This is a genomic window from Enterobacter sp. 22452, assembly GCF_052045065.1.
Classification (GTDB): Bacteria; Pseudomonadota; Gammaproteobacteria; order Enterobacterales; family Enterobacteriaceae; genus Enterobacter; species Enterobacter mori.
The window spans coordinates 376,952-400,496 of record NZ_JBQEOB010000002.1; the positions used below are offsets into that span (position 1 = coordinate 376,952).

A 23,545-nucleotide genomic window follows, 5' to 3' on the forward strand; every position below is an offset into this window, starting at 1 on the left:
CGGCTCTCGCCGGGGGAAAATGTATGACGTTCTGGAGCATTCTGCGCCAGCGCTGCTGGGGGTTACTCCTGGTGGTGGCCGGTGTCTGTATTATCACCTTTGTTATTTCACACATGATCCCCGGCGATCCGGCCCGCCTGCTGGCCGGTGACCGCGCCAGCGACGAAATGGTCCAGAGCATCCGCCAGCAGCTGGGGCTGGACCAGCCGCTCTGGGTCCAGTTTGGTCGTTACGTGGACGCGCTGGCGCACGGTGATTTAGGCACCTCCATCCGCACGGGGCGGCCGGTGGCGGAAGATTTGAAGGCCTTTTTTCCCGCCACGCTGGAACTGGCCTTTTGCTCCCTGCTGCTGGCGCTGGTGATTGGCGTGCCGCTGGGCATTTTATCCGCGGTCTACCGTAACCGCTGGCTGGATCACCTGGTGCGGCTGATGGCGATGACCGGCATCTCCACTCCCGCGTTTTGGCTGGGGCTGGGGGTGATTGTGCTGTTCTACGGACAACTGCAAATTCTCCCGGGCGGCGGCAGGCTGGATGACTGGCTCGATCCGCCCGCGCACGTGACCGGGTTTTATCTGCTGGATGCGCTGCTGGAGGGCAACGGCGAGGTGTTTTTCAACGCGCTGCAGCACCTGATTCTCCCCTCGCTCACCCTGGCGTTTGTTCACCTGGGAATTGTAGCGAGACAGGTTCGCTCGGCGATGCTGGAGCAGCTTAGCGAGGATTATATCCGCACCGCCCGCGCCAGCGGCCTGCCGGGCTGGTACATCGTCCTGCGCTATGCTCTGCCCAATGCGATGATCCCGTCGATTACGGTGCTCGGGCTGGCGCTGGGCGATCTGCTTTACGGTGCGGTGCTGACCGAAACCGTCTTTGCCTGGCCGGGAATGGGTGCCTGGGTGGTGACCTCTATTCAGGCGCTGGATTTCCCGGCGGTAATGGGCTTCGCGGTGGTAGTGTCGCTGGCGTATGTCTTCGTCAATCTGGTGGTGGATCTGCTTTATCTGTGGATTGACCCACGAATCGGGCGCGGAGGTGCCGAATGATGTTAACTCAGGAAACGTCCGTACCCGTAAAACCCGCAACGCAGCGCATCAACTGGGCAAAGTTGTTCTGGATGCTGCGCCAAAGCCCGCTCACGCTGATTGGCGGCGTGATTATGCTGCTGATGCTGGCGCTGATGGTGACATCACCGTGGATCGTACCGCACGACCCGAACGCGCTCGACCTGACCGCCCGCCTGCAGGCACCGTCTGCGCAACACTGGTTTGGCACCGATGAAGTGGGCCGCGATCTGTTCAGCCGGGTGCTGATTGGCAGCCAGCAATCCATAACCGCAGGGTTAGCCGTGGTGGCGATCGCGGGCGGTATTGGCTCGCTGCTCGGCTGTCTGTCCGGCGTGCTGGGCGGGCGCGGTGACGCCATTATCATGCGGATCATGGACATTATGCTCTCCATCCCTTCGCTGGTGCTGACGATGGCGCTGGCCGCCGCGCTCGGCCCGAGCCTGTTTAACGCCATGCTGGCGATTGCGATTGTGCGCATTCCGTTTTATGTCCGCCTGGCGCGCGGGCAAACGCTGGTGGTGCGCCAGTTTACCTACGTGCAGGCCGCACGTACCTTTGGCGCATCGCGATGGCACTTGATCAGCTGGCACATCCTGCGCAACGCCCTGCCGCCGCTGATTGTGCAGGCCTCACTGGATATCGGCAGCGCGATCCTGATGGCCGCCACGCTGGGCTTCATTGGTTTAGGCGCGCAGCAGCCCACCGCCGAATGGGGTGCGATGGTCGCCGTTGGCCGCAACTACGTGCTTGACCAGTGGTGGTACTGCGCCTTTCCGGGGGCGGCGATTCTGATCACCGCTGTCGGTTTTAACCTGTTTGGCGATGGGATCCGCGACCTGCTGGATCCGAAATCGGGAGGAAAGCAGTGATGAGTGATGCCGTTTTAGCGATAGAAGATGTACACCTGAGCTTCCCGATTTTTCGCGGAGACGTTCATGCGCTTAACCACGTTTCGCTGGAGATCAAACGCGGGGAAATCGTCGGCGTGGTGGGCGAATCCGGCTCGGGCAAATCGGTGACGGCGATGCTGGCGATGCGCCTGCTGCCGGAAGGCAGTTACCGTGTTCATCACGGAAAGGTCACTCTGCTGGGTGAAAACGTGCTGAACGCCACGGAAAAACAGCTTCGCCAGTGGCGCGGCGCGAAGGTGGCGATGATTTTTCAGGAGCCAATGACGGCGCTCAATCCCACCCGGCGCATCGGCAAACAGATGGTGGAGGTGATCCGCCAGCATCAGCCGCTTTCCCGGCGGGAGGCGCAGCAAAAAGCCGTCAGCCTGCTGGAGGAGATGCAAATCCCCGACGCGGCCAGAGTGATGGAGCGCTATCCGTTTGAGCTCTCCGGCGGTATGCGTCAGCGGGTGATGATTGCCCTTGCCTTCTCTTGCGAGCCGGAGCTTATCGTTGCGGATGAGCCGACCACCGCGCTGGATGTGACCGTCCAGCTGCAGGTGCTGCGGTTACTGAAGCATAAAGCGCGCGCCAGCGGCACCTCGGTGCTGTTTATCAGCCACGATATGGCGGTGGTATCGCAGCTTTGCGACCGGATGTACGTGATGTATGCAGGGAGCGTGATAGAGAGCGGTGCCACGCAGACGTTAATTCATCATCCCGTTCATCCCTATTCCATCGGCCTTCTGCAGTGCGCACCGGAAAACGGCCAACCTCGCGATGTTCTGCCCGCCATTCCCGGCACGGTACCCAACCTCAGCCAGCTTCCGCGCGGGTGTGCATTTCGCGAGCGCTGCTTTGCCGCTGGCGCGAAATGCGGCGAAACGCCCCGCCTGATGCCACATGGCGCTGAAGGCCAACAGGCGGCATGCTGGTACCCGCAACAGGGGGCACACCATGTCTGACATTCTGCTGGAACTGAACAGCGTGCACGTGAACTTTACCGCGCGCAAAAACTGGCTTGGGCGCGTTACCGAGCAGGTTCACGCCCTCAACGGGCTGGATCTCCAGCTCCATCGGGGGGAAACGCTGGGCATTGTCGGAGAGTCCGGCTGCGGCAAAAGCACGCTGGCGCAGCTGCTGATGGGGATGCTCAAACCCAGTACCGGCGTTTGCCAGCGGACACACCATGCTGGTGATATGCAGATGGTGTTTCAGGATCCGCTCTCGTCGCTCGATCCGCGCTTGCCGGTCTGGCGGATTATCACCGAGCCGGTGTGGGTGCAAAAACGCAGCAGCGTACGTGAACGTCGCCAGCTTGCTGAGGACCTGGCGCTGCAGGTCGGGATTCGTCCGGAATACCTCGATCGGCTTCCCCACGCGTTTTCGGGCGGCCAGCGCCAGCGCATCGCCATCGCCCGCGCGCTCTCATCCGATCCTGACGTCATCGTGCTGGATGAACCCACCAGCGCGCTGGATATCTCCGTGCAGGCGCAGATCCTCAATTTGCTGATCAAGCTGCAGCAGCAGCGCAATCTCACCTATGTGCTGATCTCGCATAACGTCTCGGTGGTCCGGCACATGAGCGACCGCGTGGCGGTGATGTATCTGGGGCAAATCGTTGAACTGGGAAGCGCCGCGCAGGTTCTGGGGGATCCTCAGCACCCGTATACCCGGCTGCTGCTGGACTCCGTCCCGAAAACCGGCGTGCCGCTGGATGAAGCGCTGGCGCTGCGTAAAACGGACCTTCCGGGTAACCGCCATCTGCCAGAAGGGTGTTATTTTCGCGACCGTTGCCCGATGGCAACGCAGGGGTGTGAACGTCCTCAGCCGTTACAGCCCTCGCGTGAGGGCCGGAACGTGCGCTGCTGGCGAAATGCGGGTTAGATTTGCGCCATTCCGCCGTCGACAAACAGCTCGACGGCGTTAATAAAGCTGGCCGCGTCGGAGGCCAGAAACGCCACCGCTTTACCAACTTCTCCCGGTGCCCCTAAGCGGCCCAGCGGAACCTGAGCGGCCAATGCGTCGTAAAGCCCCTGGCGTTGGGATTCCGGCACCAGGTCACCCAGTCCTGGGGTTTTGACTGGACCAGGGCTGACGACGTTGACGCGAATGCCTCGCCCCTGCAAATCCAGTGCCCAGGAGCGGGCAAAGTTACGCACGGCGGCCTTACTGGCACTGTACACGCTGAAGTTGGCGGTCCCTTTCACCGACACGGTCGACCCCGTAAGGATGATGGATGAGCCGGTGACCAACAGCGGCAGCGCTTTTTGTACCGTAAACAGTACGCCCCGCACGTTAATGCCGAAGATCCGGTCAAACTGCTCTTCGGTGATGGCCCCGAGCGGCAGCATGTCCCCGCCGCCTGCGTTAGCAAACAGGATATCCAGGTGACCTGCTTCCTGCGCAATTTGGGCGTAGATCCGGTCGAGATCGGCAAGCGAAGAGACGTCTGCACGGATACCCACGGCAGCGGCACCGATGCTGGTGACCGCGGCATCCAGCTCGGCCTGGCGGCGACCGGTGATATAGACCTTAGCACCCTGTGCCGCCAGCTCCTGCGCGGTTGCCAGACCAATACCTGTGCTGCCGCCGGTGACCAGTGCGATTTTTCCTGCGAGCGTTGTGTTCATTGTATTCACCTTTGATAAGGGGGTTGGGTTGAACACACTTTAGCGCTGGCGTTATTGGTGAAAAATGGGCAAAAATGAAAATGACTATTCACACAGAGAAATAATCCGGGGGTTCGCATGGATCAATTACTGGCGATGCGGGCGTTTACGCGAGTCGTCGAATCCGGCAGCTTCACGCGTGCGGCAGATTCTCTGAACATGCCGATCGCCACGCTGAGCAAGCTGGTTAAATCGCTGGAAACGCATCTGGAAACGAGGCTGCTGCACCGGACAACCCGCCGCGTCGTGACGACGCTGGAGGGGACGGAATACTATGAAAAAGCCATGCGGGTGCTGATTGATATTGAGGATATCGACACCTCGTTTCGTGCCTCCTGTTGTACGCCCAAAGGGCATTTACGTATTGACGTCGGCGGCTCCACCGCGCGCGACGTGCTGATCCCCCTGCTGCCGGACTTTATGCAGCGGTATCCGGATATTCGCATCGATCTGGGCGTTGCTGACCGCCCGGTAGATTTGATAGGCGGCAATGTGGACTGCGTGATCCGCGGTGGCCCGCTTGATGATTCAACGCTGATCGCCCGCCGCATCGGGGAGGCGGAAAGGGTGACCTGTGCGTCACCCGACTATGTGAAGCGTCACGGCATTCCCGCGTACCCGCAAGAGCTGCGCAATGGGCACAAGCTGGTGAGCTATCTCTCACCCGTGACCGGGCGGGCGTTTCCTTTTCGCTTCAGAGAAAACGGCGAGGCGCTGGACATCAGCGTGCCGCACTATCTTGGGGTGAACGAAAGCAATGCGCACCTGGCGGCGGCGGTCGCGGGGCTGGGAATTATTCAGACGTTTGGCTACGCGGCCCGTTCCTCTTTGAGAACCGGAGCGTTAGTTGAAATCCTTCATGAATGGCGTCCTGCAGATTATCCTTTTCACGTGGTTTATCCGCAAAACCGGCATCTGACGCATCGCCTGCGGGCATTTATTACGTGGCTGGGTGACGTGTTCCCGACAGCGTTGAAGGGCTAGCCGGGCGGGCGCCCGGCTTTAGACTTAGTTGAGCTTATAGTCCAGCGTGATTTCCGCTTTTAATACCTGCGATACGGGGCATCCAGCTTTGGCCTTCTGGATGATGCCGTCGAATTTCTGGGGGTCAATACCCGGTACGGTGACCTTACTGGTTAGCGCAATTTTTGTGATCGCAAAACCACCGTCGGCCTTGTCCAGTGAGACATCCGCCGTGGTGTCAATGGAATCCGCGGTGAAGCCCGCTTCACCAATCATCAGCGACAGCGCCATTGAGAAACAGGCGGCGTGCGCTGCGCCAATCAACTCTTCCGGGTTCGTGCCCTTAGCGCCTTCAAAACGGGTGTTAAAGCCGTAAGGTTGTTGATTCAGGACGCCACTTTCCGTTGAAACCGTCCCTTTTCCTGATTTGATGTCACCAGACCAGTGTGCCGAACCGTGCTTATGAATCGTCATTCTTGCTCTCCTTTTGGCTTACAAAGGGTTAAGTATAGACTATGCCTCTGGCACTCCCCTGAACCCAGACAATTCCGTAACTTACCTCTGCCCTACCGACAACAAGGATAAACATATGACACTCAAACTCAGGATGGTCCTCGCGGTAACAACGCTGGCTATGTCGCTGTCTCTGCTGGCAAAGACGCCGGAAAACTTTATTTATACCAGTTCAGGCGATCTCGACGCGGCGTTCCCTCTTATTGCGCGAAGCGACATCGGCGGTGTGCAGATCGTTTACAGCTGGCGCGCGCTGGAAAAAGAGAAGGACAGCTATGACTTCTCGCAGATTGAGCAGGATTTGGCGCGCCTCAAGGCCGCCAATAAAAAACTCTTTATTCAAATTCAGGATCGTTTTTTCGAAAAAGATGCCCGCTATGTTCCTGACTATCTGATGAAGGATAAGCAATATGGCGGCGGCATTGCGCCGCAGTTTGATAACCCTGGGGAAGGTAAACCGGTTGGCTCGGGCTGGGTAGCTCAACAGTGGGATCCCGCCGTGCGTCAGCGGTATCAGGCGTTACTGGCGGCCATTGCTAAGCAATTTGATGGCCGCGTGTATGGCGTGAATCTTCCCGAAACGGCGATAGATCTTGACGAGAAAAAACCACCGAAGGGATTTTCATGTGATAGCTATTTTGCCGGAGAAATGGAAAACCTGACCTATGCACGAAAAGCGTTCAGCCAGTCCCATGTCGTGCAGTATGTCAACTTCTGGCCGTGCGAGTGGAATAACGATCGCAATTACATGGGACGCCTGTTTGCCTTCGCCAGCGCCAATAACGTCGGCCTCGGCGGCCCGGATATCGTTCCCAACCGCAAGGCGCACATGAAGAACGCTTACCCGTTCTTCAATCAGTACAAAGGTAAACTGGCCCTCGTCGCCATGGCCGTTCAGGAGCCAACCCTGACCTACCGCAACCCGGCGACCGGTAAACCGTTCACCAAAAATGAGTTTGTGCAGTTTGCAGAGCATTACCTCGGCGCTGATATCATCTTCTGGAGCACGTCATCTCCCTGGCTGAATGCGAAATAGCCATCAGCCCTGCCGTGGGTCGTTTGACAGATAGCGCGCAATTTCGTCCAGAAAGACGCGCAGTGCTGCGGGCTGATATTCCCGGGACTGATAAATACCGTGGATGGCTAAGGTTTTGGGTTTCAGCCCGGTCAGCAACGGGACCAGCGTACCCTGCTCAATTGCGGCGTGTGCTTCCTGCTCTGGCAGCATCGCAATGCCGCAGTTCTTCTCTGCCGCATCCATCAACAACGATGAGATGCTGGCGCTGAGGTTGCCGCTTACGGCGACGCTGACGTTTTCCCCTTCCGGCGTCAGGAAGTGCCACGACTGGCCAGCGAAAAAGCTGTAATGCAGACAGTTGTGCTGCGCTAAATCATCCGCATGTACTGGCATGCCGTGGGTAGCGAGATACTGCGGCGATGCACAGAGTACGGAGCGGCACTCACCCAGCCTGCGGGCAATCATTCCCGGCTCCGGGTTATCTGTGATGCGAATCGCCACGTCAATCCGTTCTCCGACAAGGCTCACCGGGTGGTTGTTCACGTCCAGCTCAACGCGCAGCTGCGGAAACCGGGACAGCAGATCGGGCAGCACCGGCGCGATAATGTGCATAGCGGTAAAATGCGCGCAGGCCACCCGCAGCGTGCCTGAAGGCAAATCTTTTGCCGACTGATCTTCAATTTCCTGCGACAGCTGCGAAAGCGTGCGCGTTTTTTGCAGCACCTTTTCCCCTGCCGCCGTTAGCGTCAGCTTGCGCGTCGAGCGGTTTACCAGCCGCGTTCCCGCCCACTTTTCCATCTGTTCCAGATAGCGGCTGACCATTGGGCGAGAAATACCCAGCGCGCGGGCTGCCGCGCTCAGGCTCCCCAGCTCGCATATTCGGTTATAGACCTGAGCAGCAATAACGCGATCCATACAACACTCCATTTGCTCGATTTATGAAACAAAGCATGTCTTGTTTCAGGAATTCTGGCAAATGCGAATATCCGTACAATAGCGATATTACTGAACAACAGAGACAACAGCATGAAATTCACTCACCTTGCCCTGCTTTCCACCCTTTTTACTCCGGCTGTGTTTGCCGCGCCGTTGACCATTGATACCTATAACCCGCAGGAAAAAGGCATTTTTGCGGTCTCCTCCACGCTGGTCTCCGGCCCGAAAGAGGCGGTGCTGTTTGACGCGCAGTTCAGCGTGAAAGATGGCGAAGCGCTGGTAGAAAAAATCCGCAAAAGCGGGAAAACGCTGAACAAAATTGTGATCACCTCCGGCGATCCGGATTTCTATTTTGGCCTTCAGCCGCTGGTGAAAGCCTTCCCGAATGCCAAAGTGGTGGCCACGCAGCATGTGGTTGACCATATCAAAGCCACCAAAGACGCCAAGCTCGCTTTCTGGGGTCCGCAGATGAAAGACGGCGCGCCAACGGAGCTGGTTGTCCCGCAGGTGCTCGCGTCCACCACGTTTATGGTTGACGGAGAAAAGATCGATATTGAGGAGCCAGACAGCTACGTGGCCTATGTGTGGATCCCGTCAGCGAAGACTATCCTCGGCGGCACCGGCGTCTCCTGGGGCATTCACGTCTGGACAGCGGATACCCAAACGTCGGCTCGCCGTCAGCAGTGGCAGGAAACCCTGGATAATATGGCCGCGCACAAGCCAGAGCGCGTGATCCCGGGCCACTACCTCGGTACGCCGCCTGCCGGAACCGGCGCTATCGACTTTACCCGCACGTATCTGCAGCAGTTTGAACAGGCATTGGCTAAGCATAAGGATTCTACTGGCGTGATTGCCGCGATGAAAAAACAGCAGCCGGACCTGGCCGAAGTCAGTTCTCTTGAGTTAAGCGCTAAGGTGAATACCGGCGAAATGAAGTGGTAAGTTAAAATCTGCTCCTGCTATATTTCCGTGATAGCAGGAGCAACCCGCAAATATCTACCCACTCTCCCATTGATTCCCCCTCCTTTTTAAAAGCACATAAAAGCATGCACTTATGACTTTTTTAATTCTAAGATGAATCTTACACACAGCGCCGGAAATATTTGCCATTCTGAATGTGAATTATATTTTTGCACGCCGTAACATTAAACAGACAACGACACGGAGGCAGCATGTTTACTTATTACCCGGCAAATACTACAGCAGCACAACCGGAACTCGTTAACGCCATTGCGCAGGGTCTTCACGCCGAGCACGGTGCTGTGACTGAAGATGACATTTTGATGGAACTGACCAAGTGGGTGGAATCCACAGACAATGACATCCTCAGTGACATCTACCAGCAGACCATTAACTATGTTGTTAGCGGGCGAAACGCACCTTTGTAAAAACCTGCTAAGCTGGATCTGCAACCTAAGGGGTTACATTTCGTTTGCGTAAGCAAGCTTGTCCTTAAAACTATCAACAGGATTGAGGAGTTAACATGAAATCGAACCGTCAGGCACGCCATATTCTGGGACTGAACTACAAGCTTTCAAACCAACGTAAAGTGGTGATTGAGGGCGACAGTGAAACGCAGGTCACCCACGCCACGGGCAGAAAGCGCCACGCAGGCAAGTAAGTTCCAGTAAGATATTTACGACACCATCGGTAATCCCGATGGTGTTTTTGTTTATGTGTTGCGGTAATTAATATTTAGCTCCTTTATAATACCGCCGGACCGCACCCCGTAGCACAGGCCAGAAAGATGACAAACAGCAGTGTCAGGGACGGATCTTCATAAAAAGAGTGAGTGACATGGACAACAAACTGAAAAAACATCGTTCCTTATACATCCCATACGCCGGACCCGTTTTACTCGAATTTCCCCTGCTCAACAAAGGCAGCGCCTTCAGCATGGAAGAGCGCGGCAGCTTTAACCTGCTTGGCCTCTTGCCTGAAGTGGTTGAAACCATTGAAGAACAGGCAGAGCGCGCCTGGATCCAGTATCAGGGCTTCAAGACGGAAATCGACAAACACATCTACCTGCGCAACATCCAGGACACCAACGAAACCCTCTTCTATCGCCTGGTGCAAAACCATCTCGAAGAGATGATGCCGGTGATCTACACCCCGACGGTGGGTGCCGCCTGTGAACGTTTCTCTGAGATCTATCGTCGTTCCCGTGGGGTATTTATCTCTTATCAGAACCGTCACAACATGGACGATATTCTGCAGAACGTGCCAAACCACAATATTAAAGTCATCGTGGTGACCGACGGCGAACGCATTCTGGGTCTTGGTGACCAGGGCATTGGCGGGATGGGGATCCCAATCGGTAAGCTCTCCTTGTATACCGCCTGCGGCGGCATCAGCCCGGCCTATACTCTGCCGGTGGTGCTGGATGTCGGAACCAATAACCAGCAGCTGTTAAACGATCCGCTTTACATGGGCTGGCGTCATCCGCGTATTACCGACGATGAGTACTATCAGTTTGTCGACGACTTCATCCAGGCCGTGAAACAGCGCTGGCCAGACGTACTCTTGCAGTTCGAAGACTTTGCGCAGAAGAACGCGATGCCGCTGCTGAACCGTTATCGGGATGAGATCTGCTCGTTCAACGACGATATCCAGGGCACCGCCTCGGTGACCGTAGGCACGCTGATCGCTGCCAGCCGCGCAGCCGGTAGCCAGCTGAGCTACCAGAAAATTGTCTTCCTTGGCGCAGGCTCTGCGGGCTGTGGTATTGCCGAGCAGATTATCGCCCAGACGCAGCGTGAAGGGTTAAGCGAAGAGCTGGCCCGCTCCCGCGTCTTTATGGTTGACCGTTTCGGCCTGCTGACCGACGGTATGCCGAACCTGCTGCCGTTCCAGACCAAGCTGGTGCAGAAGCGCGAAAACCTGAAAAACTGGGATACCGACAACGAAGTCCTTTCCCTGCTGGACGTGGTGCGCAACGTGAAGCCGGATATTCTGATCGGCGTTTCCGGACAAACCGGTCTCTTCACCGAAGAGATTATTCGCGAGATGCACAAGCACTGCGAGCGCCCTATCGTGATGCCGCTGTCTAACCCGACCTCACGCGTGGAAGCGACGCCGCAGGACATCATCGCCTGGACCGAAGGTAACGCGCTGGTCGCGACCGGCAGTCCGTTCGATCCGGTGGTGTGGAAGGATAAAACCTATCCGATTGCCCAGTGCAACAACTCCTACATCTTCCCGGGCATTGGTCTGGGCGTGATCGCCTCCGGCGCATCCCGCATCACCGATGAAATGCTGATGTCGGCGAGCGAGACCCTGGCAGGCCACTCTCCGCTGGTCAATGACGGCGAAGGTCTGGTGCTGCCAGAGCTGAAAGACATTCACAAGGTGTCGCGCGCTATCGCATTCGCGGTAGGTAAAATGGCGCAGCAGCAGGGCGTGGCGGTGAAAACCTCTGCCGATGCGCTGCAGCAGGCCATCGACGACAACTTCTGGAAGCCTGAATACCGCAGCTATCGCCGTACCTCGATTTAATTCTGCGCGCCGACCGTTCCCTCTCCAACAGAGAGAGGACCGGAGACCGTAGTGCGGCTTAATCGCCCGGTGGCGCTTCGCTTACCGGGCCTACGGGCCGGGTGTTTTCCCTCTCCCTGTGGGAGAGGGTTAGGGTGAGGGCAACAGACCGCACCATCGAATACCCACTAGCCAAACCCCTTTTCCCCCGCTACACTCCTTTCATCCATTAACCCACTGAATATATAAGGAGGCCAATTATGCTGTACTGTGAAATTTTCAATGTTTCACATACATTTGGTGATCGCACCAGCTCAAGCGTTATCGGTATCGTGCTGCGATAACTTCTGCTTGAGCGAAGACACCAACCCCTGAAATCCCTTCTCTCGGGCTTACTGAGTTATCGTCAGCGATGTTTGACGAGGCATAAACATGCCTGTAACTCTTGGGTAAGCAACAATGAGCACTTTACTCACTGCACAATCTTTACGCGTTGATACGGCGTTTGGCACGCTCTTCGACTCACTCTCCTTTACGCTGAAAAAAGGCGACCGCATTGGCCTGCTGGGCGATAACGGCTGCGGCAAAAGTACGCTGCTGAAGGTGCTGGACGGCACTGACTCCCCTGCTGCCGGAACGGTAGCGCTGGCCGGGCACTGCCTGATGGCACGCGTTGAGCAACATCTCCCGGACGCCATTTTCCCGCTGACCATGCTGGATGCCGTACTCGCACAGCTGCCTTTTACTGAGCGCGACAGCCTGCGCTGGAAAGCCGAAACGCTGCTGGCAAGCATGGGCTTCACGCCGCAGGATATGATGCTGCAATCCGCAACGCTCAGCGGCGGGCAGCATACGCGTCTGCTGCTGGCGCGAGCGTTGATCCACGATCCGGATCTGCTCCTGCTGGACGAACCGAGCAACCACCTCGATTTGCCGACCCTGCTGTGGCTGGAACAATTCCTGCAGAACTGGTCCGGGAGCTTCGTGCTGGTCTCGCACGACAGACAGCTGCTGGATGCCGTCACCAACGGCAGCTGGATCCTGCGCGATAAAATGCTGCACTACTTTGCCCTTCCCTGCACGGCGGCACGCAAGGCGCTTGAAGCAAAAGATGAAAGCGACGCGCAGCGCCATAAGGCAGAGCAAAAAGAGATCGACCGCGTGACGGCCAGCGCGAAGCGGCTGGCAACCTGGGGAAAGGTCTACGATAACGAAGACCTTGCCCGCAAAGCCAAACAGATGGAAAAACAGGTTGAACGGCTCAAAGAGAGCCAGACGGCGCTTACGGCGGGCAGTCAGTGGACGTTAACCCTGCGCGGAGACGCGCTGCGGGCAGACCGTCTACTGGAACTGGAAAACCTCGACGTCCCGCCTGCGCCCGGGTTACCCCCGCTGTTTAACATCGAAATGGCGCGGCTGAAAAGCGGCGATCGCGTGGCGATTGTCGGTCGTAACGGCTGCGGCAAATCGTCGCTGATGAGGCTTATCTGGCAACAGTTTGCCGATAAGCCCGCAGACAGCGGGTTGAAAATCCATCCGCGCGTGTCGCCAGGCTATTACGACCAGACGCTGAACCAGCTGCCGGATGACGCCACGCTGCTCGACGCGCTGGAGCCCTTCGCGCCCGATCCGCAAAACAGGAAGATGGCGCTCATCAGCGCCGGGTTCCCGTGGTCCCGTCACGGGCAAAAAGTCAGCACGCTCAGCGGCGGCGAGCGTTCGCGCCTGCTGTTCGTTGGCCTGACGCTTGCCCGCTACAGCCTGCTGATGCTGGATGAGCCGACCAACCACCTTGATATGGAAGGCAAAGCGGCGCTGGCAGAAACCCTTCAGCAGTTCGAAGGCGGCGTGCTGCTGGTCAGCCATGACCGTCAGTTAATCAGCCAAAGCTGCAACCGTTTCTGGCTGATTGAAGAGGGAATACTGAGCGAATGGCACGATGCCGAAGCGGTGTTTGAGCGGATGCGTGAAAGCGCGGGTCTGGTGACATCCACCGCGCCTGTCATCGCCGCTGAGACAGTTCAACCCTCGCCGTATGACGATCTGCTTGAACGGCTGGTCGCGCTGGAAACGCTGCTGGAAGACGATCTGGCGCGCAAGCCTAAGCATCAAAAACCGCAGCTGCAGGCGCAATGGCGTAAGGAGATTGAGGAGATAGAAGCACAGCTGTAAGTCTGCGCCCGGCGAGCACCTCGTCGGGCCAGCATTTTCCCCCCTTAATTATTAGAGGATCGCCGTATTCTTAATCTGAAATCGAATCAAATGATGGCATTATGTTGCGGCAGCCTTGCATTACCAGGCTAATGTATTAATCCTTAAGGGGTATTACACCTGCTCTACCCGTCATACTTCAAGTTGCCTGTTCGTTGGCTGCACTCGTTCACCCCAGTCACTTACTTATGTAAGCTCCCGGGGATTCACTCCCTTGCCGCCTTCATGCAACTCGAATTATTTAGGGTATATACAGATTCTCATCATGAACAAGGAGATAGACATGAAGGCTGCTGTTGTCACACAGGACCACCAGGTCAACGTTACCGAAAAAACCTTACGTCCGCTAAAGCACGGGGAAGCCCTGTTGAAGATGGAGTGCTGTGGCGTATGCCATACCGACCTCCACGTGAAGAACGGCGATTTCGGCGATAAAACCGGGGTGATCCTGGGCCATGAAGGGATTGGCATCGTGAAGGAAATCGGCCCCGGTGTGAAATCACTGAAAGTTGGCGATCGTGCCAGCGTGGCGTGGTTTTTCGAAGGCTGCGGCCACTGCGAATACTGTAATTCCGGCAACGAAACCCTGTGCCGCGACGTGAAAAACGCCGGCTACTCCGTTGACGGCGGCATGGCAGAAGAGTGCATCGTCACCGCGGATTATGCGGTAAAAGTGCCGGACGGTCTGGATTCGGCAGCGGCCAGCAGCATTACCTGTGCAGGCGTCACCACCTACAAAGCGGTGAAAGTGTCTGGAATCAAACCGGGCCAGTGGATTGCAATTTATGGTCTGGGCGGGCTGGGCAACCTCGCGCTGCAGTACGCCAAAAACGTCTTTAACGCCAAAGTCATCGCCCTTGACGTTAACGACGAACAGCTGAAGCTGGCGGCCAGCATGGGTGCAGATTTGACCATCAACTCCCGCAGCGAAGATGCCGCGAAAATTGTGCAGGAGAAAACGGGCGGCGCACATGCCGCAGTCGTTACTGCTGTCGCAAAAGCCGCATTCAACTCAGCCGTTGATGCCGTGCGTGCCGGTGGCCGCGTGGTTGCGGTTGGCCTGCCGCCGGAAGCCATGAGCCTCGACATTCCGCGCCTGGTGCTGGACGGCATTCAGGTGGTCGGTTCGCTTGTCGGCACCCGTCAGGATCTGCAGGAAGCCTTCCAGTTCGCCGCTGAGGGTAAGGTTGTGCCGAAAGTGACGATGCGTCCGCTTGAGGACATCAACGCCATCTTTAAAGAGATGGAACAGGGCCAGATCCGCGGCCGTATGGTGATCGACCTGCGTTCATAACCGATCATCTTTCATCACCGCTCCTCTCCGGGGCGGTTTTTTTATAGCCATTTTCCGGCAATCCTTATCTTAATTCCTTTGTTCCCTTGTTTTCCCCCGCGCCCGATGATGAATCCGACGCTAACAAGAAGATAACAAAGGAATTCACCATGCAAACCCCATTTCGTCTGCCGCTGCTGACGGCGCTGATTCTGGCGACAACAACAGCCTGGGCAGCAGAAGCGCCCGTTAAAGGCGGTACGCTGATTTATCTGGAGCAACAGGCGCACACCAACCTCTATCCCCCCGCCGGTGGCTTTTACCCGAACGGCGGCATTCTGAATCAAATCACCGACAAGCTGACGTGGCAGAACCCGAAAACGCTGCAGGTGGAACCCTGGGTGGCAGAAAGCTGGACCACCAACGCCGATAAAACCGAATACACCTTTAAGCTTCGTCCCGGCATCACCTTCTCCGACGGCACGCCGCTGGACGCCAACGCCGTGGCGAAAAATTTAGATACCTACGGTTTAGGCAATAAGGCGCAGCGCCTTCCGGTGTCAGAAGTGATCAATAACTACGATCGTAGCGAAGTCATCGACCCGCTGACCGTGAAGTTCTACTTCAAAAAACCATCGCCGGGGTTCCTGCAGGGCACGGCCACCATTGGCTCTGGGCTGGTCTCGCTCAGCACGCTGAAGCGCAACTTCGAAGAGCTGGGGGATGCCCGCCATATCGTTGGCTCCGGGCCGTTTGTGGTTAAAGACGAAAAGCTCGGACGCGAAGTGACGCTGGAAGCCCGTAAAGACTACCAGTGGGGACCGAAAAGCCTGGCGCAACAGGGGCCAGCGAATCTCGACGGCATCAAGTTTATCGTGACCCAGGAGGACAGCGTGCGCGTCGGCGCCCTGCTGGCGGGTCAGGCCGACTTTATTCGCCAGGTGCAGGCGTATGACGAAAAGCAGGCGACCGATCAGGGCTATAAAATCTACGCAGCACCTACGCGCGGGGTGAATGACAGTATCAGCTTCCGCCCGGATAACCCGCTGGTCTCCGATATCCGCGTTCGCCAGGCGCTGCTGCATGCCACCAACGCCAAACAGGTAGTTGAGACCCTCTTCTCGCCTAACTACCCACAGGCGAAGTCGGTGATTGCCGATTCCGCCGCAGGCTTTGTCGATCTCAGCGATAAATTGACCTTTGACCCGGCTAAAGCCACCCGGCTGCTGGACGAGGCGGGCTGGAAAGCGGGAAGCGACGGGATCCGCGCTAAAGACGGTCAACGTCTGGCACTGACGGTATATGAATCCCTGCCGCAGCCGCAAAACAAAGAGGTGCTGCAGCTGGTTGCCCAGCAGTGGCGACAGGTGGGCGTGGCGCTGAGCGTCAAAGCCGGTGACGCAGGCAGTCGCACGCTGGATAACCTTGACCCGCTGAAAACCCCGCTGACCGTCTCCGAAGTGGGCCGCGCCGATCCGGACGTGGTGAAAAGCATGTTCTACCCCGCTAACCGCGACGCGCTGCTGCAAAAAGGCGGCTCCAGCGACAAGGTCAAAAACTTCCGTGACGACAAGCTGAATGAACTGCTGGTGAACATTTCTGCTGAAGTCGATCCACAAAAACGCCTGCAGCTGACGGGAGACGCCCAGCGCTATCTGCTGGATAACGCCTACGTCATTCCGATTTTCGAGGAGCCGCAGGTCTTTGCCGGTGCGCCGTGGTTAAAAGGTGTGAATTTTGAAGCGGTTGGCCGCCCGTCGTTCTACGGCGCGTGGATTGAGAAACACTGAGGAGCTGACGATGCGCCACGCACTTCTTCAACGTCTTGGGCACGGCCTGCTGGTATTGTGGGCTGCCTTTACCCTCTCGTTCGTGTTGCTCCAGGTGCTGCCGGGTGACGCGGTGCTGATCAAATTTCAGAACCCGGATCTGGGACTCAGCCCGGCACAAATCGAGGAAATGCGCGTGGCGTACGGCGCGGACAGCCCGCTGTGGCAGCAATATTTTCATACGCTGCTTGCTATGCTGCACGGTGATTTCGGCTACTCCTTGCAGGCTGGCGTACCGGTTAGCGAGCTAATTGCCAGCAATCTGCCGGACACCCTGAGCCTCGCTCTGCCCGCGTTTGTGCTCGCGGTCCTGCTGGCGTTTGCGCTGGCCTTTGCCTCCCGCCTGCCGGGTCTGCGCTGGTTGAGTAATACCCTTCAGTCTCTGCCGGTCCTGTTTATCTCCTTACCAACGTTCTGGCTGGGGATTGCCCTCATCCAGCTCTTTTCTTTTCAGCTGCGGCTGATCCCGGTGATTAACCCGACGCCGCTGCAGGGGCTGATCCTGCCGATCGTCACCGTCGCGATCCCGATCTCCGCCCCGCTGGCGCAGATTCTGATGCGCAGTCTCGACCAGGTGGCGGCGCAGCCGTTTGTCGCCGTCGCCCGGGCAAAAGGGCTGAGCGAAACCGCCGTCCTGTGGCGTCACGTCACCGGTAACGCCCTGCTGCCGGTCCTGAACATTGCCGGGTTGCTGCTGGGCGAGCTGATTGCCGGGGCGTTGATCACCGAAACGGTTTTTGGCCGCAGCGGGCTGGGACAGCTGACCCAGCAGGCGGTGAATAACCAGGATATCGCCGTGCTTCAGGCCGTGGTGATGATTTCTGCGCTCGGTTTTGTGCTGATTAACCTGATGGTGGATTTGCTGATGCCGCTCTTCGATCCACGCCTGCAAACCGTTACCGGAGGTGCCTCATGAGTCTGGTCGATTACGCTGCCGCCGCGCGCAAACGCGTCCCGACGTGGCAAGGGCTGCAGTGGCAGCCGGGACTCTGGCTGGCCTGGGCGGTCATTATCGCCGCCGCGCTCGCCGCCGTTGCGCCGGGTCTGTTTACCCACTACAGCCCGATTGAAGGGATTGCCGGGGCGCAGCGTCTGGCTCCGCAGGCCGATCACTGGCTCGGAACCGATCAGCTTGGCCGCGACGTGTACGCCCGAATTGTTTACGGCGCGTCGCACTCGCTGAGCGCCGCGCTGGCCGCCGTCACCATGGGGCTGCTGGTCGGCACCGGGCTGGGCGTGGTGGCCGGGGCGTTCGCCGGGCGCGTCGAATCTCTGCTGATGCGTTTTGTTGACGTATTGCTGTCAATTCCGTCCCTGCTGCTTTCCCTGACCGTGATCATCCTGCTCGGGTTTGGCACCGTCAACGCCGCCATCGCCGTGGGCGTCGCCTCGATTGCCAGCTTTGCCCGCCTGGCGCGCGGTGAAGTCGTGCGCATCAGGCATACCGATTACGTCGAAGCGGCGTACGGCAGCGGCGGAACGTTCTTCGCCGTGCTGTGGCGACACATTTTGCCCAACTCGTTAACCGCCGTCCTCGCCTTCGCCACGCTGCAGTTTGGTCAGGCTATCCTGGCGCTGTCTACGCTGAGCTTCCTCGGTTATGGCACTCCGCCCCCCATTCCGGAATGGGGTTTACTGATTGCGGAAGGCCGTAACTATCTCTCAACCGCCTGGTGGTTAACCACCTTCCCCGGCGTGGTGGTCATTGCCGTGGTGCTGGCCACCAACCGTATCAGCCAGCAGTTTAGCGGAGGTCGCTCATGACCGTTCTCTCAGTGGAAAATTTGACGATTAGCTACCGCACCGCCCGCCACTGGCAAGAGGTGGTGCATAACGTCAGCTTTACCCTCAAGCGGGGGGAAATGCTGGCGTTTGTAGGCGAGTCAGGATCCGGTAAAACCAGCACCGCACAGGCGATCATGGGGTTGCTGGCTGACAACGCCCGGCGTGATGCGGGCAAAATCATCCTCAACGGCGAGGAGATAAGCCAGTGGTCAGCTAAACGTCTCGATACCCTTCGTGGCGCGCGGATTAGCCTCGTCCCGCAGGATCCGGGTAATTCCCTCAACCCGGTGAAAACCATCGGTGCGCAGGTGGGTGAAATAATTGAACTACACCAAAAAGTGACCCGCGCCCAGCGTGATGAGCAGGTGCTCGCCCTGCTGACCAAAGTGGGGTTGAGCCACCCCGAACAGCGCATGAAGCAATATCCCCATCAGCTCTCCGGCGGCATGAAACAGCGCGTGTTGATTGCCATCGCCATTGCCCTGCGACCGGACGTGATCGTTGCCGACGAGCCGACCAGCGCGCTGGATGTGACGGTGCAAAAGCGCATTCTGGATCTGCTGGACGCCCTTCGCCGGGAGTCCGGTACCGCCGTACTGTTTGTGACGCATGACCTTGCGCTGGCCGCACAGCGCGCCGACAGGCTGCTGGTGTTCCGCCACGGTGAAGTGCAGGAGCACGGTGCGACCGATGATATCGTCCGCGCCCCGCAGCATGCCTATACCCGCCAGCTGTTAAGCGATTTACAGGGCCAGCGTCTGACTATCGCGCCGGTCTCGGGACGTCCGCTGGTCTCGCCTGCCATTCGCGCGCTGTCCATTAGCAAGCAGTTCTCGTTGGGTAAAGGGCATCAGCTGCAGGCGCTGGACGACGTCAGTTTTGACGTCACGCGCGGCAGTACACACGCGTTAGTCGGCGAATCGGGATCGGGCAAAACCACCCTTGCCCGCATTTTGCTCGGGTTTGAGCAGGCGGACAGCGGGCGGGTGATTATCGATGATATTGATGCCACCACGCTCAGCAGGGAGGCACGTCGACAGCTGCGTCAGAAGATCCAGTTCGTCTACCAGAACCCGTTTGCCTCGCTCGACCCGCATCAGACGCTGTTTGAGATTATTGAAGAGCCGTTGAAAAATTTCGCCCGTCTCAGTAAAGCGGAGCGTAGGACCCGCGTGGAGACGGTTGCGCAGCGGGTGGCTTTGCCGCTTAACGTGCTGGGGCGTACGGCGCGGGAACTCTCCGGTGGGCAGCGCCAGCGCGTGGCCATTGCCCGGGCGCTGATTCTGGAGCCGACCCTTATCGTTCTGGATGAAGCCACCTCCGCGCTGGACGTTACCGTGCAGGCGCAAATTCTGGCGCTTCTCCAGCAGCTGCAGCAACAGCTTGGCCTGACCTATCTCTTTATCACACACGATCTGGCAACGGTTCGCCGCATAGCCCACACCGTCACCGTGCTGCAGGGCGGTAAAGTCATTGAGCATGGCGCCGTTGAGACGTTGTTCAACGCCCCGCAGAACGACTATACCCGCGAACTGATCGACGCTATTCCCCATTTTTCACCCGCTACGGAGGAGTTCGCATGACGCGAAAACGCCTGGGCTTTTTCACTCGCCTGCTTGACGACGCCACGCCAAAGGAGCGCTATCGACTGGCAACCGAACAGATCCGCCACGCCGAACGCCACGGTTTTGACAGCGCCTGGATTGCGCAGCATCACTTTCATGAAAACGAAGGCGGGCTGCCGTCGCCGCTGCTGTTTTTGGCACACGTTGCCGCGCATACCGAAACCATCCGTCTGGGTACGGCCATCATTACCCTGCCGATGGAAAACCCTCTCCGCGTCGCAGAAGATGCCGCCGTGCTCGATTTACTCGCCAATGGACGTCTTGAAGTCGGTTTTGGTTCCGGCGGCACGCCGACCTCTTTTCTGCCCTTTGGCCTGACGTTTGAAGAACGCGGCGCGGTATTCGCTGACCATTTGCACGCGATCCAAAGCGCGTGGCGCGGGGATTCGCTGACCCATCCGGATAACCACCTTTATCCGCCTGCACCACAGCTGGCCGACCGTATCTGGATCGCCACCTTCTCCGTCGACGGTGCCGTGCGCGCCGCGCGGGCCGGTCATGGGCTGATGCTGTCTCGTACCCAGCCTCGCCCCCCTGAACAGTTAGATTTAACGCTCGACCAAATCCAAAACCCGATTGTTGACGCCTATCTTGACGCGCTACCCACCGGTATCGCGCCTCGGATCCTGGCCTCACGTACGGCGTTCGTTGCCGACAGCGATGACTATGCGCTGAAGGTGGCCACGCCGGGCTTAACCCGACAGGCGCAGCAGCATCGCGCGGCGGGCCATAGGGTAACAGGTGACACTGTCACGGATTATCGCAGACAGTTCGATGCGCATATCGGGTCGCCGGAAACGGTATTGAACTCGCTTAAAGCGGACGGCATCCTGGCGCGCGCCACAGATATCTCATTCCAGGTGCATTCGGTAGAACCTTCGCACCGGGACACCCTACGATCGATTGAATTGATTGCAGAACACATCGCCCCCCACATTGTTTGAGGAGACACGTATGGCTTTAAGTCAGGATATTCTCGCCGAACTGGCGGACATCGTGCCCGGTTCGCCGCTGGCAGAGGCGCGGGCCACGCGGGACGCCGCCACGCGTCACGCTCAGGGCAGTTATGAGATTTTATTCAGCCAGCAGGATGCAGCATTTGCGCTGGATGAACGCTTTGCCGTGGCGGCGAAGGTCGCAAAATGGCACAACGCAGAGGCGCTGGCGGCGCACTATGCTGGATTTGGGCTGGCCGATCCGACCTCCGGGCGCCTGACCGCTGCGCTGAACTTCGCCCGTCTGCTCACCTTCTCACCTGTCGACGCCACACCCGGTGCATTACAGGCGCTTGTAAAGGCGGGATGGAGCAATGACGGCATTGTCACCCTTGCTCAGCTTATCGCCTTCGTCAGTTTCCAGAGCCGACTCATTGCCGGGCTGCGTTTACTGAATGATAAACCCGTTGCGGCCAGTGATACGCCCGTCGTTGCGGGGGCATGGCACACCAACGCAGCCACTGCCACGGGTAAAGCGGCCCCCGTCGCGTTCACCCAGCAGGAGCTGGGCTGGGAGCCATGGATTGCCGCTAAACCTCTGGCAGAATTTAACGATGATGAAGTGGCCATTCTCGCCAAATTTGGCCATACGGAATCTGACTATTTCCGCCTGCTGGGGCGCAACCTGCCGGTTCTGGAACAGCGCACGTTAACGGATAAAGGGATTTTTTACACGGCGGGAGGATTACCGCGTGCTGAACGCGAACTGGCCGCGACGGTAGCCAGTAAAATCAACGGCTGCATTTACTGCGCATCTGTCCATGCGCGCAAAGCGAGCCAACTGTCAAAGGACGACGGCGCGGTGGAAACCCTTCTGGCCGTCAGGCCGGGACGCGCACTGAGCGAGGGGCAGTCTGCCCGCTGGCAGGCGGAAATCAACTATGCGGCGGCGCTGTCGGTCACGCCACCGGCCGCCACGCCGGGCCATCTGGCTGAGCTGGAAAAACAGAAACTGGATACGCTTGAACAGCTCGATCTGCTTCAATCAGCCGCGTTCTTTGCCTGGGCCAACCGTCTGATGTTGACCCTGGGCGAGCCCTGGCTTTCCTGAAAAAATCAGGCCAGCGCCCGCGCGTTGGCCTGACGCTTTTTGGCGCAGAGATGGCCATACATCAAAAACGAGGTCATCGCAGCGAAGGACAACAATGCCGCCGGTAGCGTGACATAGCTCCAGCTAAAGCCGAGCGTAATCATCATCCCACCAAAGTATGCTCCTACAGCGCTACCCAGATTAAAGGCCATCTGTCCGCCCGCCGCCCCCAGCATTTCACCCCCTTTCGCATTCTGCAGCAGAAGAATTTGCAGCGGTGCGGAAAGTGCAAACAGGCCTGCACAGCAGACAAAGCCCATCAACAGCGAGGCCGTTTTTAGTTCGCCAAAGGCGAAAAGCAGCAACAGTGAGGCGACAATGATCATGTCGGTGGTGGCAGCAATGCGCAACGGGCTAAACCGCCCCGAGAGTTTTCCGCTCAGCAGATTACCCAACACCATGCCGAGCCCCATCAGCATCATTATGACGGTCATCATGCCTTCGGAGAAACCCGATACATTGACCATAAACGGCTTAACGAAGCTGAACCACGCGAAGACGCCGGCGTTGCCAAACATGGTGGCGGCGAAAATCAGCCAGGGCTCCGGTTTCTTCAGAAAGTGGAACTGCGCGGTCAATTTGATCTCGGATTTATCGTGCAGAGTTGGCACCCACAGCAACACGGAGAGGATCACCAGCACATCAAAGGCAGCAATCAGGAAAAAGGTATAGCGCCAGCTGTACTCATGCCCAATCCACGTCCCGAGCGGTACGCCGACAAGATTGGCAACGGTCATTCCGGCGATCATACCGGCCACCGCGACCGTGACTTTTCCCGGCGGCGCAATTTTGGAGAGGATTATCGCCCCTACGCCGAAAATCGCGCCGTGAGGGAATCCGGAAATTAAGCGGCCTGTCGCCAGCCCGACGTAAGAATGCGAAAGGCTGAATATGGCATTCCCAATGACGCACATCGCCACTAAGAACAACAATGTTGATTTCAGAGAGAACCGGCTGGAAAACAGCGCCACAATAGGTGCGCCGATCACCACGCCGAAGGCGTAAAAGGAGATCATGTTCCCGGCCGAGGGAATCGAGATCCCGGTGTCCTTCGCCAGTTCCGTCAACACGCCCATCACGCCGAATTCGGCCATTCCCAGACCAAACGTACCAAGCGCCAACGAAAAAATTGTTTTTTTCATACTTCAACCACTGGTTAATCACTCGCGACGGGCATTATTGAATAATCTTGTATGGTGAGCCA

At 58.0% G+C, this 23,545-nt stretch carries 22 protein-coding genes; 18 read left to right on the forward strand and 4 right to left on the reverse strand.

Annotation, left to right across the window (positions count from 1 at the left end; all coding sequences use genetic code 11):
- Positions 1-23: 23 nt before the first annotated feature.
- Genes ACTJJA_RS06985 through ACTJJA_RS07000 form a run of 4 tightly spaced genes read left to right on the forward strand, consistent with a single transcriptional unit; the run spans position 24 to position 3,844 of the window.
- On the forward strand, positions 24-1,046 hold the full coding sequence (locus ACTJJA_RS06985; protein ID WP_042717629.1) for an ABC transporter permease: 1,023 nt from the start codon (positions 24-26) through the stop codon (positions 1,044-1,046).
- Positions 1,043-1,936: a D,D-dipeptide ABC transporter permease gene (gene ddpC / locus ACTJJA_RS06990; RefSeq protein ID WP_215229869.1), complete on the forward strand. Its 894-nt coding sequence runs from the start codon at positions 1,043-1,045 to the stop codon at positions 1,934-1,936. The genes ACTJJA_RS06985 and ddpC overlap by 4 nt, the downstream gene beginning before the upstream one ends.
- Positions 1,936-2,922 carry an ABC transporter ATP-binding protein gene (locus ACTJJA_RS06995; protein ID WP_440667043.1) on the forward strand — a complete coding sequence of 329 codons (987 nt, stop codon included), beginning with the start codon at positions 1,936-1,938 and terminating at the stop codon, positions 2,920-2,922. Before ddpC ends, ACTJJA_RS06995 begins: the two co-directional genes overlap by 1 nt.
- A complete protein-coding gene (locus ACTJJA_RS07000) occupies positions 2,915-3,844 on the forward strand; it encodes an oligopeptide/dipeptide ABC transporter ATP-binding protein (protein ID WP_100166613.1) in 930 nt (309 codons plus the stop codon). The genes ACTJJA_RS06995 and ACTJJA_RS07000 overlap by 8 nt, the downstream gene beginning before the upstream one ends.
- Here ACTJJA_RS07000 and ACTJJA_RS07005 read toward each other — a convergent pair.
- Complete coding sequence (locus ACTJJA_RS07005) at positions 3,841-4,590, reverse strand: SDR family NAD(P)-dependent oxidoreductase (protein WP_108417417.1); 750 nt, start codon at positions 4,588-4,590, stop codon at positions 3,841-3,843. The two genes, ACTJJA_RS07000 and ACTJJA_RS07005, sit on opposite strands and share 4 nt — an antisense overlap.
- Before the next feature lie 117 nt (positions 4,591-4,707).
- Between ACTJJA_RS07005 and ACTJJA_RS07010 the strand changes: the two genes are divergently transcribed.
- The gene (locus tag ACTJJA_RS07010; RefSeq protein WP_440667046.1) at positions 4,708-5,613 is read left to right on the forward strand and encodes a LysR family transcriptional regulator; all 906 of its coding nucleotides are present in this window, start codon (positions 4,708-4,710) and stop codon (positions 5,611-5,613) included.
- A gap of 24 nt (positions 5,614-5,637) precedes the next feature.
- On the opposite strand, the gene ACTJJA_RS07015 is transcribed toward ACTJJA_RS07010, so the two are convergent.
- A complete protein-coding gene (locus ACTJJA_RS07015) occupies positions 5,638-6,066 on the reverse strand; it encodes an OsmC family protein (RefSeq protein WP_010431333.1) in 429 nt (142 codons plus the stop codon).
- A 115-nt stretch (positions 6,067-6,181) separates the two neighbouring features.
- Between ACTJJA_RS07015 and ACTJJA_RS07020 the strand changes: the two genes are divergently transcribed.
- Positions 6,182-7,141 carry a hypothetical protein gene (locus ACTJJA_RS07020; protein ID WP_440667048.1) on the forward strand — a complete coding sequence of 320 codons (960 nt, stop codon included), beginning with the start codon at positions 6,182-6,184 and terminating at the stop codon, positions 7,139-7,141.
- A 3-nt stretch (positions 7,142-7,144) separates the two neighbouring features.
- Here ACTJJA_RS07020 and ACTJJA_RS07025 read toward each other — a convergent pair whose 3' ends face one another.
- The gene (locus ACTJJA_RS07025) at positions 7,145-8,038 is read right to left on the reverse strand and encodes a LysR family transcriptional regulator (protein ID WP_440667050.1); all 894 of its coding nucleotides are present in this window, start codon (positions 8,036-8,038) and stop codon (positions 7,145-7,147) included.
- A gap of 111 nt (positions 8,039-8,149) precedes the next feature.
- Here ACTJJA_RS07025 and ACTJJA_RS07030 point away from each other — a divergent pair, with 111 nt between their 5' ends.
- The 12 genes from ACTJJA_RS07030 (at position 8,150) to ACTJJA_RS07085 (ending at position 22,302) form a co-directional block, all read left to right on the forward strand.
- On the forward strand, positions 8,150-9,001 hold the full coding sequence (locus tag ACTJJA_RS07030; protein WP_440667052.1) for a Vmh family MBL fold metallo-hydrolase: 852 nt from the start codon (positions 8,150-8,152) through the stop codon (positions 8,999-9,001).
- Positions 9,002-9,231: 230 nt separating this feature from the next.
- Positions 9,232-9,447, forward strand: coding sequence for a biofilm-dependent modulation protein (bdm, locus tag ACTJJA_RS07035; protein ID WP_010431341.1), 216 nt, complete (start codon positions 9,232-9,234; stop codon positions 9,445-9,447).
- A gap of 95 nt (positions 9,448-9,542) precedes the next feature.
- Complete coding sequence (gene sra, locus ACTJJA_RS07040) at positions 9,543-9,680, forward strand: stationary-phase-induced ribosome-associated protein (protein ID WP_013096533.1); 138 nt, start codon at positions 9,543-9,545, stop codon at positions 9,678-9,680.
- Positions 9,681-9,856: 176 nt separating this feature from the next.
- On the forward strand, positions 9,857-11,554 hold the full coding sequence (locus ACTJJA_RS07045) for an NAD-dependent malic enzyme (RefSeq protein ID WP_089598514.1): 1,698 nt from the start codon (positions 9,857-9,859) through the stop codon (positions 11,552-11,554).
- A gap of 438 nt (positions 11,555-11,992) precedes the next feature.
- Positions 11,993-13,705: an ABC-F family ATP-binding cassette domain-containing protein gene (locus ACTJJA_RS07050; RefSeq protein WP_440667055.1), complete on the forward strand. Its 1,713-nt coding sequence runs from the start codon at positions 11,993-11,995 to the stop codon at positions 13,703-13,705.
- Positions 13,706-14,027: 322 nt separating this feature from the next.
- Positions 14,028-15,038 carry an alcohol dehydrogenase AdhP gene (adhP, locus tag ACTJJA_RS07055; RefSeq protein WP_440667057.1) on the forward strand — a complete coding sequence of 337 codons (1,011 nt, stop codon included), beginning with the start codon at positions 14,028-14,030 and terminating at the stop codon, positions 15,036-15,038.
- 149 nt (positions 15,039-15,187) lie between these two features.
- On the forward strand, positions 15,188-16,807 hold the full coding sequence (locus tag ACTJJA_RS07060) for a TIGR04028 family ABC transporter substrate-binding protein (protein WP_440667059.1): 1,620 nt from the start codon (positions 15,188-15,190) through the stop codon (positions 16,805-16,807).
- A gap of 10 nt (positions 16,808-16,817) precedes the next feature.
- A complete protein-coding gene (locus tag ACTJJA_RS07065) occupies positions 16,818-17,762 on the forward strand; it encodes an ABC transporter permease (protein WP_126817019.1) in 945 nt (314 codons plus the stop codon).
- Positions 17,759-18,610: an ABC transporter permease gene (locus ACTJJA_RS07070; protein WP_089598521.1), complete on the forward strand. Its 852-nt coding sequence runs from the start codon at positions 17,759-17,761 to the stop codon at positions 18,608-18,610. The genes ACTJJA_RS07065 and ACTJJA_RS07070 overlap by 4 nt, the downstream gene beginning before the upstream one ends.
- A complete protein-coding gene (locus ACTJJA_RS07075) occupies positions 18,607-20,214 on the forward strand; it encodes a dipeptide ABC transporter ATP-binding protein (protein WP_440667062.1) in 1,608 nt (535 codons plus the stop codon). The genes ACTJJA_RS07070 and ACTJJA_RS07075 overlap by 4 nt, the downstream gene beginning before the upstream one ends.
- Positions 20,211-21,200, forward strand: coding sequence for a putative FMN-dependent luciferase-like monooxygenase (locus ACTJJA_RS07080; RefSeq protein WP_440667064.1), 990 nt, complete (start codon positions 20,211-20,213; stop codon positions 21,198-21,200). Before ACTJJA_RS07075 ends, ACTJJA_RS07080 begins: the two co-directional genes overlap by 4 nt.
- 10 nt (positions 21,201-21,210) lie before the next feature.
- Entirely contained in the window at positions 21,211-22,302 is a 1,092-nt protein-coding gene (locus tag ACTJJA_RS07085; protein ID WP_440667066.1) for an alkylhydroperoxidase domain protein, read from the forward strand.
- Between the two features lie 5 nt (positions 22,303-22,307).
- On the opposite strand, the gene araJ is transcribed toward ACTJJA_RS07085, so the two are convergent.
- Positions 22,308-23,483, reverse strand: coding sequence for an MFS transporter AraJ (araJ, locus tag ACTJJA_RS07090; RefSeq protein ID WP_440667068.1), 1,176 nt, complete (start codon positions 23,481-23,483; stop codon positions 22,308-22,310).
- Positions 23,484-23,545 lie beyond the last annotated feature (62 nt).